The organism is Alteromonas sp. KUL150 (assembly GCF_009811475.1).
In the GTDB taxonomy this organism is placed as follows: Bacteria; Pseudomonadota; Gammaproteobacteria; order Enterobacterales; family Alteromonadaceae; genus Alteromonas; species Alteromonas gracilis.
The window spans coordinates 109524-123002 of sequence record NZ_BLIJ01000050.1; the positions used below are offsets into that span (position 1 = coordinate 109524).

The window sequence follows — 13479 nt, forward strand, 5'->3', positions numbered from 1 at the left end:
CTGACGTAATTACATAATCATTACAATTATTAAAAAATTGGGAGTTCTATATGGATCACGTTATCTCAGGTGTTGCTAAATTCCAGAAGGAAGTTTATCCGGGCAAGAAAGCTACGTTTCAAAAGCTTGCAAACGGCCAAAATCCTGAAGTGCTTTTTATCACGTGCTCAGATTCTCGCATCGACCCGAATCTTGTTACTCAGACTGACCCAGGTGAGCTTTTCATTTGCCGCAATGCGGGCAATATTGTACCTCCTCACAGCAACCAAACTGGCGGAATGACTGCTTCTATCGAATTTGCTGTTGCGGCATTAGGCGTTTCACATATTGTTGTTTGCGGTCACACTGACTGTGGTGCAATGAAGGGAGCTATTAACCCTGCAGGCCTTGACTCTCTGCCCCATGTAAAAGAGTGGCTAGGTCACTGCCGTGTGGCAACCGAAGTGGTAAAAGAGCGCTGTGGCCATTCAGAGCTTTCAATTGACGACCTAGAAGCGGTGACTAAAGAGAATGTAGTGCAACAAATTCAGCACCTTCGCACACATCCAGCTGTTGCAGCAAAACTAGCGACTGGACAGGTTAAACTTCACGGTTGGGTGTATAACATTGGTTCAGGGGATGTACTCTATTACAACACTGAATCAGGTGAATTCGACGTAATGGATGAGTCTACAGCAGAAGCGCAGCTTGCGCGCGCCGAATAAGGCTCTTTAGTATGGTGAAAGTTAATTTTTCTAATTTACGTGGTGATTTTACCGGTGGTTTGACTGCCGGTATTGTTGCTTTACCACTGGCGCTTGCCCTAGGTGTAGCCTCAGGCTTAGGCCCAATGGCGGGTCTTTACGGCGCTATCGCTGTCGGTTTCTTTGCGGCGCTTTTCGGCGGAACACCTGCCCAGATTTCTGGCCCCACAGGGCCAATGGTCGTTGTCCTTGCAGGCTTGTTTGCAAGTCTTTCGGGCGACGCTAGCCTGATATTTACGGCGGTTATATTAGCGGGTATATTCCAGATTGTGTTCGGTGTGTTAGGTGTAGGCCAGTACATTCGGTTAGTGCCTTATCCAGTAATATCGGGCTTCATGTCGGGCATCGGCGCAATTATTATTATTTTGCAAATTGGCCGCTTGCTGGGACACGAGCCTCCGGGCGGTACAATTGGCGCTTTGTCTTATTTACCGACCGCACTTGCAGATATCGACTTTGCTACTTTAGCACTTGGCCTAGGTACACTCGTTATTGCCTATAAGTGGCCTCCACAGCTAGGGAAGTTTGTGCCTGGAGCACTTGCGGCGCTCATTATTGGTACGCTAGTAAGCTTAGCTTTTACAGTACCTGTCTTAGGCGATATCCCTACCGGTCTACCAAGTTTGCACCTACCTGTTTTTGAGCAGAGCAAAGCGTTGCTTATTCTTGAGGCTGCATTCATTCTTGCGGTACTAGGCGCGATAGACAGCCTGCTTACATCGCTGGTAGCTGACAATATGACGCGTACTCGTCATGACAGTAACAAAGAACTTATCGGCCAAGGCATTGGCAACACGTTTGCAGGTCTTATTGGTGGTATCGCAGGTGCTGGTGCGACTATGCGTACAGTTGTAAATATTCGCAGTGGCGGTAAATACAACGTTTCGGGTATGGTTCACGCGTTGGTGCTACTTGCAATAGTGCTCGGCCTTAGCCCGCTAGCGGCGCAAATTCCTCACGCGGTTCTTGCAGGTATTTTGGTTAAAGTTGGCCTTGATATTATTGACTGGAGCTACCTGAAGCGCGCTCACAAAGGCCCTCGTTGGGACTTTGGTCTGATGCTCATGGTACTGGCACTAACGGTATTTGTAGATCTGATCACTGCGGTAGGTGTAGGTGTAGTATTTGCTGCTCTTGCTTACGTTAAGCAAATTGCACAGCTACAAATTGAAGAGCTTAAGAAGATCCCTGATTCGCTTAATGATCCTAAAGAGAACGAGCTTTTAGAGTCGCTTAAAGATAAGGTTTCAATCTTTAGCTTTGGCGGTCCACTAAGCTTCGGCGCTGCTGCAGATTTAGGTCACCATGTGAGAGAGCGAGTTAAAGCTGGTTCTAAAGTAACCATTCTTGATTTCTCCCGTGTGCCGCTGATGGACGTATCTGCTGCGATGGCAGTGGACACAGTAACGTCAGATGCGCTTGCTGCGGGACGTCAGTTGGTCATTTGCGGTGCTAATGCAGAAGTGAACAAGGTACTTGAAGGTGTTAACGAAGCTCACCCGGGTATTCCTAACTTTGAGACACTACACGACGCATTGCTTTACGCAAAAAAGCAAGTAGGCGGCACTAAAGGCGAAGACACTAGCTATCAAGCCGCAGCGCAGTCTTAAAGTAAGACACAATCAATACACGCTTTTCCCTTTTTAGCCCTCTTTCGTGAGGGCTTTTTTATGCCTTAATAGACGCCACTCCAACTTTTAAATCTAATACTATTCCGCACAGATAATTGCCTACTCTCATATGCTAGTGCTAGAAAAGTAAAAACGGGCAAAGAAAGTTAACGGATATATTGGAAAGATAACAGACCCCATCGCTAACTTATTTGTATAGGTATGTTTAAGCATAATTCTATCTTCCGACGGGACTTATTTATTTTATTAATTGAATGTTCAATTAAACTTAACGCAACTGTAACAATCCACCCCTAAAGTAGTGCACAAATAATACAAACTACTGGGAAATACATGAAATCACACAATAAACTCTCTTTAGCGGTGCTTGCTGCACTTTCATCAATGGCTGCCCTAAGTGCACCGTCTTCTGCAATGGCAGAAGAAGCAGCAGGCGCAGAAGAAGAACGCATAGAAGAAATTACCGTTGTTGGACGAAGCGTTTCATACGCAAATAACGCCACAAGCGAAGATATGTTCAAGCAGCAAGCTAATCTTAGTAGCGTGCTAGCCGCAGTGGATAATCTACCTGGTGTATTGATTAACGAAGGCGATACCTTTGGTGCGGATGACTGGTCTACATCTATCGTTATTCGTGGCTTTCAGGTAAACCTCAATGAACAACAAATTGGTATGACGGTAGACGGAATTGCCAATGGTAATTCAAATTACGGCGGTGGTGCGAAAGCAAACCGCTATATCGATACTGAAAACGTTAAAGGCGTTGAAGTATCTCAGGGCACAGCAGATATAGCCTCACGCTCACATGAGGCCTTAGGCGGCACGCTTAATTTTACAACCATTGACCCGTCTATGGAGCAAGGTTTAGTAGCGAGTGTGACTGCGGGCGAGTTTGACGCAGCAAAATATTATGTGCGTTATGAAACGGGCGAAATTTTTAAAGATACCTATGCGTGGATAAGCCTTTCAAGCCAAGAAAGCTCTGACTTTATGCAGCAGGCGGCAGAGAATACACGTGACCATTTGGCAATGAAGTTTATATCTACTGTCAACGATGTGTCTCTTACTGGTTATCTTTCTTACGACGATACTCATGAAGACAACTACCAGCGTATTTATGGATTAGCACAATATGCGCAAAACCCTGATTGGGACCAGTTAACAGACGAGTGGACTGGTGTACCTTATCAGGATCAGGCTTATCGTCGAGGTTGGTCTACATTACGCGAAAATCTTTTCGCCTACCTGCAGGCTGAATTCACAATTGGCCAGGTCGATTTTATGACAAACGCTTATTATCACGACAACGAAGGTCGCGGCGAATGGGTACCACCATACATTGTCGATATTACCGATGATGGCGCGCAAGGACATTCAGAACTCGTTGTAGGCAATACAGTATTCGGTGGTCAAGAGCTAGGACAAATTTACTTTGTCGATAGACAAGGCAACCAGCTTAGCCCAATCGAAGGTTGTCAAAGCTCGTTAACTTTCCCTTACGGAGGGGCTGGGCCAGAGTATGACCCGGGTTGTCATGAACAAGGTGCAATTCCTGTCGGATCATACCGCCATACACATTATGCCAAACAGCGTATAGGCCTTAACGCTGATGCCGTTTGGTACACTAAGGTTGGCGATTTTGACAATACTTTACGCTTTGGTGTTTGGTGGGAAGACTACGACCGTGATGAGTCGCGTGACTGGCACAAAGTTACGAACTCTGCCATTAGTGTCGATTATGACAACGTGCCTTACTGGGTGCAGTACGACAGAACTTTCCCAGTTGATACCTTGATGTATTATGTGGAAGACGAGCTTGATTTAGGCTTTGCCCGAATTCGCGCGGGTGCTAAGAAGTTTAACGTCGATATCGAGAAAACTGACAACTTCGACTCAGCCAATGACTTAGCAGTGAATACTGATTCAGATACGCTGTTTTCAGCCGGTATCGTTGCACCTTTACCTATTGATGGCTTAGAGGTCTTTGCTGGCTATGGCGAAAACTTTGCGGCTATCAAAGATGCTCAACTTGAGCGAAATGATACTGATCTTCGTTTTATCAAACCAGAAACGGCCGATAACATCGATGTTGGTTTCCGCTACGCATCACCAGGCTTCAATGCCAGCGTGACTTACTACAACATTGAATTTAACGACCGTATTCAATTTACCAGTAACGAAACGCGAGAGGGAATAGACTTTCTTGAAGCGGCTGCTGGTGGATACAAAAACGTAGGTGGTATTGAATCAAGTGGTTTTGAGATTTCAGCAGATATAACGCTCACCGAAGAACTTTCTTTGTTCACATCGATTACGCTAAGCGAGTCTGAGTATGTGGCGACAGTGGGAAGTTCAGGAACGGTTTACGAGACTTTAGCTGATGCTCAAGCCGCCATTGCTGACCCCAATAACCCTGAAATGTCTTTGGTGGCCATCGAAGGTAATACGGTTATCGGAACGCCGGATACTATGGCAGTAGTGAGCTTCGACTGGGCTCGTGATAATTATTTTGCTGGCCTATCAACGAAGTACGTAGATGGCCGCTATCTTGATATCTATAATGCTGCAGAAGTTGACGACTACATAGTAAGTGACTTCTATGTAGGTGGGTTTATAGAAAATCTTGGTCCGAGTATAGAAGAGCTTGAAGTTCGCCTTACAGTAAACAACTTGTTTGACGAAGATTACGCGTCTACTATTGCCCCAGGTGCTTTTTGGATTGGTGCGCCTCGCGCTGTAGCAGTGAACGCACGCTTAACCTTTTAATCGTGATATCATATCTGCGGCAGTTAAGCACTGCCGCAGAGTGTTTATTTGATTTTAGGTTTGGAGTTGTAGCATGCCCAAGGTGGGAATGGAGCCAGTTCGCAAGAAGCAATTAATAGAAGCAACGCTAGAAGTGATGGCAGAAGTTGGCTATCACGGAACAACGATTAGCTTAATTAGTAAAAGAGCGGGGCTTTCATCAGGAATAATCAGTCACTATTTTGGTGACAAGCAAGGCTTAATTGAAGCTACGATGCGCCACCTTCTCGATGCGCTAAAAATCACGCAGCGTATTGACGATCCCCTAGAGCGAATTGATTTCATTATTGAAAATAACTTTTCACAAACGCAAGGGGCGAGTTCCGCTACCAATACCTGGTTCAACTTCTGGGCGCTGTCACTACATAATGAAGGACTGCATCGTTTGCAGTGCATAAATCATAAGCGTCTAGAGCGAAATCTTGCTTATAGCTATCGCGAACTGATCCGCTCAGACCAGGTTAAGAACATAGCCGCTTCTACCGCGGCACTCATAGACGGCTACTGGCTACGTTATTCTATGGGAAGCGTAGGTAATGGCGACTTTTCAGAGGCTGTAACGCGCTGTAAGCAATATGTCCGTGACGTAGTAGCGCAATATGGGAAGTAAGTGAGCATTTGCTGGGCCGAATCAACGCTGACAATAAATTAAAAAAGGGCGGTAAGAAATCCTTCGTACCGCCCTTTTTACCTGCTTAGATTTAATTGCTGGGCACTTATGTTGTGAGCATTAAGTACTGCCGATAAACGCCGAGCGGCTGTCGCTATCCGGCGTCAAAGGCTATCAAATAAATAAGCTAATCCATTACCAAATTCTTACGCGCTCTTCTGGCGCAAGATAAAGTGCATCACCTGGTTTCACGTCAAACGCTTCATACCATGCATCATGGTTTCTTGGAGCTTGTGCACGATAACGACCTGGCGCGTGTGTACCTGCGCGAAGTTGATTCAGCATACTTTCTTCAGTGCGTTTTTCTTTCCACACTTGTGCCCATGCAAGGAAGAAACGCTGATCGCCTGTTAGGCCGTCAATTACCGGCGCTTCTTTGCCGTTAAGGCTAAGTTTGTAGGCGTGGTAAGCCATGGCTAGACCACCCACGTCACCAATGTTTTCACCCAAGCTGTTGCGACCATTTACGAAGTTACCTTCGATAGGCTCGTACTGGCTGTATTGCTCGGCTAGCATATCTGCTTTTTCTTCAAACGCTGCGCGGTCAGCATCGGTCCACCAGTTGCGCTGAATACCGTTTGCATCTGACTTCGAGCCTTGATCGTCAAAACCATGTCCCATTTCGTGACCAATTACCGCACCGATTGCACCGTAGTTAACTGCTGCGTCGGCGTTTGGATCAAAGAATGGTGGTTGCAAAATAGCCGCTGGGAATACAATTTCATTGAACGAGCTATTGTAGTAGGCATTAACGCGCTGCGGTGTCATACCCCAGCGATTGCGGTCGGTCTTCTCCAGCTCACGTTCTATCGACTGGTCTTGGAAGAATGTGCGAAGATTACGAACGTTGCCTACTACGTCCTTGTCGCTAATAGTTACGCTGTCGAAAGACTGCCATTCGTCCGGATAGCCAATTTTAGGGTTAAATGCCATTAGCTTTTCTTTCGCATTTACCTTGGTTTCTTCGCTCATCCAATCTAGGTTTTCAATACGCTCACCTAGTGCTGTACGCAAATTCTCAACCAGTTCTGCCATCTGCTCTTTTGAACTTTCTGGGAAGTATTCATTTACGTAAATCTTACCGATGGCAAAACCAAGAGACTCTGTGCCAGACATTTGACTCACTGCGCGCTTCCAGCGAGGACGAGGCTCTTGCTGACCGCTTAGTGTACGACCAAAGAAGTCAAAGTTGGCTAGGTAGATATCTTCAGATAAGAAACCTGCATTGTTTGAAATAGTGTGGTACTTCAAGTACGACTTCCAATCGGCTAAGTCAGCTTCGTTGATAATCTTAATAACGTCTTTTACTGGCTCAGGCTGCGTAATATTCAGCTCAGGCACTTTATAGCCGGTTTGAGCAAAATACGTGTCCCAGTCAAAGCCAGGGTATTCGTCAGACAGCTTGCTACGCTCAATTTGATTAAGAGTAAGGTCGCGGTCACGGCGTTTTTCGCGCGGCCACTGAATTTCTGCAATTTGTGTTTCAAGGGCAAGAATGTTGGCTGCTTTTTCCGCTGCGTTTTCTTCGCCTGCAAAATTTAACATCTGCTCTATGTGTGCTACGTAGGCTTCACGGATTTTAACGAAACGTTCGCTATCGCTAAGGTAATAGTCACGATCTGGAAGACCTAAACCACCCACACCAACGCTTAACTGGTATTCATTCGGGTCTAAGCGGTTGTACCACATACCGCCGCCAATTGGCGTGTTAGAACCTACTAACCAGCTATTGCCAAATGCTTTGGTTAGGTCAGTTTTATTTTCAATGCTATCAATAGACGTTAGTACGTCTTTGATTGGCTCAATACCTTTTTCGTTGATGGTATCAGTATCCATGTAAGCAACAAAAAAGTCGTGAACAAGCTTCTCTTCTGCATTTAGCGAAGACTTTTCCATTAGCCCATCAATAATGTTTTTAACTTGCTCTTCACTGCGCTCGGCAAGACCGGTAAAGGCACCATAACGTGTTTTATCGGCAGGCAACTCATAGTTGTCATACCACGTGCCACTTGCGTACATAAAGAAATCGTCGCCGGGTTTTACTGCTTCATTACGCGCAGTGAGGTCTACGCCGAACGAACCTAATTCAGCTTCACCTTTCACTTCAGGTGCTTCAACTTTACTCGTCTGATCTTGCGCCTGTTCAGGCTGTCCACAGCCTGCAAGGCCTAAAGATGCCGCAATCGCTACGGCTAGAAGTTTATATTTCATCGTTTTTCTCGTTTTGATTGTAGGTGTCGTCGTTAGGTAAATTGACACTGGTTGTTTTTAAAGTAGGCACAAATTCCTTGTTAAACGGTAAAGCATTCCGTGCCTGATTAAAATAGTTAGCGATATGCGGCGTTTCACGCTGTAAAAAGTCTGCTACAGCACTATGAAACGACGCATGTTGTAATTTGTGATGTGAACGGCAGTAAATGGGTTCGAATCCTCGAAGTATTTTATGTTCACCTTGAGTTCCGGGATTAAAAAGCGGAAGCTTCTTCGCAATGGCAAATTCAATGCCTTCAAAATAACAGCAGGCAAAATGGAGGCCGTCTATTTCTTTGAGTGCTCCCCAGTATCTGCCATAAAGTCCCGTTTCATCATAGAAGAAAAGGGCACTTGCTACAGCTACGTCATTTTCGCTCGCAGTAACAATAAGCATCTTATCGCTAATGCTTTCTACAAGTTGTTCAAAGAAGGCGTCATTCAAATATCCCACGTGACCGCTTCGTTTTAAATAGGTCGCTTTGTAACACTTTGTAAAAAAGCGAAGTGTTTCAGGGCTAATTTCATCTCCAGTATAGTACGTAAAATGAACGCCTCGTTCACTAAGCTTTCGTCGAGTTTTCTTTATATCCTTCCTTTTGCGTGATGTTAGCGCGTTTAGAAAGTCGTCAAAGTCTCTGTAGCCATAGTTATGCCACTGAAATTGAACCGTGTATCGTGTAAGGTAATGAGGCAGTGTTTCATGAGACTGTGTTAGTTGTGTAGATGTTGCATCACTAGGGAAAAGCCAATGAAATGAAGACAGGACTTCATCGAACTCTTTCTTGGCGTGCTCAACAAGTGCAAGCTCAACTTCGTTTACAAGTTCGGGGGTTAAAAGAAATTGACCGTCGCTTAATAAGCGAGGGCCCGTTACAGGAGTAAAGGGTATTGCGGATATCCATTTAGGGTAGTAATCCAAACCATGCTGCACGTAGGCGTTGGCCCAAGCATGGTCGAATATATATTCCCCGTAGCTGTGCGTTTTCAAATATCCGGGAATGATAGCGCTAACGTTATCGTCTTGATTTTGCAATATAGCGATGTGACAAGGCTGCCAGCCGGACTCGTTAGTACAAGACTCGCTGTTTTCTAGCGCGTGTAAGAATTCATAGGAAAGAAATGGGCCTGCCCCCCGCGAAAGTTGCTGCCAGCGCGTTTTAGATAGCTGTTCAATGGAGTCTATAATTCTTATGCGAACGTTTTGTGCTGTCATGCAATTTACATCATGTAGAAATTAATGTGTTTATGCTGAAATAATCGCTATTTGCAAATATTTAGCGTTAAAATAACGAGATTTCTACGTTTTATACAGGATAGTCGATTTCAAAAATGTCAGATTTTGATCGAAAAATCATTACCGAAGCGATTACTCGCATGCTAGCACGACGAGAGCATAGCTTCAGCGAGATAATTCGAAAGCTTCAGCAAAAGGGCATAGAGAGCAATGCTTTTATCCCAATTTTAGAAGAATTTAGGAATGCAGATATTCAAAGTGACGTGCGTTTCGCTGAAAGTCGTGCGCGCGCACTGTATCTAAAGGGAAAAGGTCCGCGGTTAATTAAGCTAGATTTGCAGCAATACGGTATAGATGAAACTGTTGCGGAGCAAGCTCTGCAAGAGATTGAGGCTGATTGGTTTGAAAGCGCTAAAAAGGTTAAAGAAAAGAAATTTGGCGGGTTTTATGAAACTGAATTTGCGTTAAGGCAAAAGCAAAAACAATTCCTGCAATACCGAGGTTTTTATCAAGAGCATATAGACTACGCTGTAAGCGCAAACGACCACGACTAGCGCTCAACCTCTCCAAATACCAGCCTTTCGCCTCTTAACATTATAATGTCATTTTTGTATGTCGAGAATAAGTGAGTTTTGTTCCTATCTTGTTCTTGTTCCACTTAACAAAAACGCGCTTTCCGTGGTATTGTTGCGCAAATTTGTGTGCATTTTAATTTATTCAGAGAATTGTAATGCGGCATTGCACATTGCGTAATGGCAAACGCCCTGATTATAACGCTCAGTAAAACAGGCAAATAGCACTCGTCGTTAATAGAATAAAGGAAGTTAGGTTTTCAATGACATTATCAACTGCTGACTTACGTAACAAGTTTATCGATTATTTTAAAAGCCATGGCCACCAAGCGGTGGCAAGCTCGTCACTGGTACCGGCAGATGATCCCACACTTCTTTTTACCAACGCGGGCATGAACCAGTTTAAAGACTGCTTCTTAGGCGCAGAGAAGCGCAGTTATACCCGTGCGGTATCGTCTCAGCGCTGCGTTCGTGCTGGTGGTAAACATAATGACCTTGAGAACGTAGGCTACACTGCTCGTCACCACACCTTTTTTGAAATGCTGGGCAACTTTAGCTTTGGCGATTATTTCAAAAAAGAAGCAATAGAGTTTGCGTGGAATTTCCTTACCAAAGAAATTGGTCTGCCAAAAGAAAAGCTGCTGGTTACCGTTTACTCTGAAGATGACGAAGCTTTTGATATATGGGAAAACCATATTGGCGTGCCAAAAGAAAAGATTATTCGCATCAGCACGTCAGATAACTTCTGGTCTATGGGCGATACCGGCCCATGTGGCCCTTGTTCTGAAATCTTCTACGACCACGGTGCGCACATTTGGGGTGGTCCTCCAGGAACACCTGAAGAAGACGGTGACCGTTTTATCGAAATTTGGAACTTGGTATTCATGCAGTTTAACAAACAAGCTGACGGTACCATGGAGCCACTTCCTAAGCCTTCTATCGATACGGGCATGGGCCTTGAGCGTATTTCAGCTATCTTGCAGAACGTGCACAGTAACTACGAGATTGACCTGTTCCAAAACTTGATTAAATCGGCAGCATCAATTGTTGGTAGCGAAGATTTGGAAAACAAATCACTTCGTGTTATTGCTGACCACATTCGTTCATGCAGCTTCTTAATTTGCGATGGCGTTATGCCATCGAATGAAGGCCGCGGATACGTTTTACGTCGTATCATTCGTCGTGCGGTTCGTCATGGCTACCAGCTTGGCGCAAACGATATCTTCTTTTACAAACTTGTTGCATCACTTGCCAAAGAAATGGGTGAGGCGTATCCAGAACTTGTAGACCAGTTGCCGGTAATTGAAAAAGTACTTCGTGTGGAAGAAGAGCAGTTTAGCAAAACGTTAGCCCGAGGCATGGCGATTCTAAACGATACGCTGGAAACTCTAGAAGGCGATACCGTGCCCGGAGATGTGGTGTTTAAGCTTTACGACACCTACGGCTTCCCTACTGACTTAACAAATGATGTGGCGCGTGAGCACGACCTCAAAATTGATGAAGAAGGGTTTGAAGCTGCCATGCAGGCGCAGCGTGCCCGAGCACAGCAGGCAAGCAACTTTGGCGCAGACTACAATAGCAAACTCGCCATCGATCACACGACATCATTCACCGGGTACACCGATGTAGAAGGTCAGGCAAATGTTGTTGAGCTTATTGCCGACAATGCATTTGTTGATACGCTAGAAGATGGTCAAGAAGGTGTTGTGGTATTAGACAGCACGCCGTTCTACGCAGAAAGTGGTGGTCAAGCCGGCGATAAAGGCGTACTTCGCGTAGCTAACGGGGAGTTTGTTGTAACCGACACTCAGAAAATGGGCAATGCGTTTGCACATAAAGGTGTAGTGAAAGGAAAGGTTACTAAAGGCGACACGGCAACAGCTGCTATAGACCTCGCTAACCGCGAAGCAATTAAAAAGAACCACAGTGCTACGCACTTACTTCATGCAGCATTGCGTGAAATTCTAGGTGAGCACGTAACGCAGAAAGGTTCATTGGTTGAAGCGCCACGAATGCGTTTTGATTTCTCTCATTTTGAAGCGGTAACGGCACAGCAGCTTGTGGAGATTGAGCGACGAGTTAACCAAGAAATACGAGCAAATCACACGCTAGCCACTGAACTTATGGACTTAGACGAAGCCAAAGCTTCAGGCGCAATGGCACTATTTGGAGAGAAGTACGACGAAAAAGTTCGTGTGGTAACTATGGGTCCATTCTCTGTTGAGCTATGTGGTGGTACTCATGTTACCCGAACTGGTGATATTGGTTTGTTTAAAATTACGAGTGAGGCAGGTATTGCATCTGGCGTTCGACGCATCGAAGCAGTCACTGGCGAACACGCACTTGAAGTCGTGCAAACGCAACAAGCCACACTGTCTTCATTGTCTGCATTATTGAAAACAGACAGCCAAAATGTAGTCGAACGCGTAGTTTCTCTACAAAATCAGACTAAAGAACTAGAAAAAGCGCTCAATTCTGCGAAACAAAAACTGGCGAGTCAGCAAGGTGCTGATATGCTTAGTAATGCAGTAGAAATAAATGGCGTTAAAGTTCTTATAGCGAATTTAGAGGGCGTTGAAGCTAAGTCACTACGCTCAATGATGGACGATATAAAGAACCGAATTGGCGAGGGGATCGTAGTATTAGGTGTAGCGAATGAATCAAAGGTTAATTTGATTGCGGGCGTTACGAAGAATCTAATCAATAAGGTTAAAGCTGGTGAATTGGTTAACTTTGTTGCATCTCAGGTCGGTGGAAAAGGTGGCGGTCGTCCAGATATGGCACAAGCCGGCGGCGACAACCCAGAAAACTTGCAGCAAGCACTCGATTCGGTTAACGCTTGGTTACAAGATAAGCTATAATTATTTACGTATATAACGGTGAGTTTTTGAAGTGACGCAAAAACATGGAATCACCGTCGCCCCCATCGGGTCGTGCTGGTGGGTTGGTAAATCTTAGGGATGACGTTCAGTATTAAGGAACAGGAGCAAGAGAATGCTTATTTTGACTCGTCGAGTTGGTGAAACGCTTATGGTTGGTGACGATGTAACTGTCACTGTTCTTGGCGTAAAAGGGAATCAGGTACGTATCGGTGTTAACGCACCAAAAGAAGTTTCTGTGCACCGTGAAGAAATATACATGCGCATTCAAGCAGAAAAGGGCGGTCAGCCGGGTTCAGCCGAATAATTGCATTATACGCTTCATCGGAAAAGGTCAGCTATTACGCTGGCCTTTTTTGTTTTTTACTGTTTATTCCGGTGATGGTTTTCTAATAGTCATTGTGTTTTTTGGTGCGGCAGCCGATGGTGTGTCGCGTTTAATTTGTTGGCGTTGAGTTATAAAGACTTAAAGCCCGTTGCTCGCTCACTTCTGACGTTCGTTGTTAGCGCAAAGGGATAATATTGCGCAATAATAGATAAAAAGAGATATAAAGCGTTTATCATCAGCTATAATTTGAAGAGCGATTGATAATTTTTAGTATCTGACTTTAGGAAGAGCCGAGAAAAAGCAACGGGCATTTTATTTAATTGCTTGTATTGTGAGCAGATTACTGGTTTTTTGCTCGAATCGT

9 protein-coding genes are annotated in these 13479 nt (G+C 44.9%); 7 read left to right on the plus strand and 2 right to left on the minus strand.

Annotated features, from left to right (window positions below; all coding sequences use genetic code 11):
• Positions 1-50 precede the first annotated feature (50 nt).
• The 4 genes from GVO62_RS12070 to betI all read left to right on the plus strand — a co-directional run bounded on the left by GVO62_RS12070 (position 51) and on the right by betI (position 5789).
• The gene (locus GVO62_RS12070) at positions 51-704 is read left to right on the plus strand and encodes a carbonic anhydrase (protein ID WP_159119455.1); all 654 of its coding nucleotides are present in this window, start codon (positions 51-53) and stop codon (positions 702-704) included.
• 11 nt (positions 705-715) lie between these two features.
• Positions 716-2353, plus strand: a complete 1638-nt coding sequence (locus GVO62_RS12075) for a SulP family inorganic anion transporter (RefSeq protein WP_159119456.1) — start codon at positions 716-718, stop codon at positions 2351-2353.
• Positions 2354-2707: 354 nt separating this feature from the next.
• Positions 2708-5140: a TonB-dependent receptor domain-containing protein gene (locus GVO62_RS12080; RefSeq protein WP_159119457.1), complete on the plus strand. Its 2433-nt coding sequence runs from the start codon at positions 2708-2710 to the stop codon at positions 5138-5140.
• A gap of 73 nt (positions 5141-5213) precedes the next feature.
• Entirely contained in the window at positions 5214-5789 is a 576-nt protein-coding gene (gene betI, locus GVO62_RS12085; RefSeq protein ID WP_268891139.1) for a transcriptional regulator BetI, read from the plus strand.
• Positions 5790-5984: 195 nt separating this feature from the next.
• Here betI and GVO62_RS12090 read toward each other — a convergent pair whose 3' ends face one another.
• Both GVO62_RS12090 and GVO62_RS12095 read right to left on the minus strand, forming a co-directional pair.
• Complete coding sequence (locus GVO62_RS12090; protein ID WP_159119458.1) at positions 5985-8060, minus strand: M13 family metallopeptidase; 2076 nt, start codon at positions 8058-8060, stop codon at positions 5985-5987.
• A complete protein-coding gene (locus tag GVO62_RS12095) occupies positions 8050-9315 on the minus strand; it encodes a GNAT family N-acetyltransferase (protein WP_159119459.1) in 1266 nt (421 codons plus the stop codon). Before GVO62_RS12095 ends, GVO62_RS12090 begins: the two co-directional genes overlap by 11 nt.
• Positions 9316-9431: 116 nt before the next feature.
• Between GVO62_RS12095 and GVO62_RS12100 the strand changes: the two genes are divergently transcribed.
• From GVO62_RS12100 to csrA, 3 genes are all read left to right on the plus strand, one after another.
• Positions 9432-9890 (plus strand): regulatory protein RecX, encoded by a 459-nt coding sequence (locus GVO62_RS12100; RefSeq protein ID WP_159119460.1) that lies wholly within the window; start codon positions 9432-9434, stop codon positions 9888-9890.
• Between the two features lie 281 nt (positions 9891-10171).
• Positions 10172-12769, plus strand: a complete 2598-nt coding sequence (gene alaS, locus GVO62_RS12105; protein ID WP_159119461.1) for an alanine--tRNA ligase — start codon at positions 10172-10174, stop codon at positions 12767-12769.
• A gap of 133 nt (positions 12770-12902) precedes the next feature.
• Positions 12903-13094: a carbon storage regulator CsrA gene (gene csrA, locus GVO62_RS12110; protein WP_012517705.1), complete on the plus strand. Its 192-nt coding sequence runs from the start codon at positions 12903-12905 to the stop codon at positions 13092-13094.
• Positions 13095-13479 lie beyond the last annotated feature (385 nt).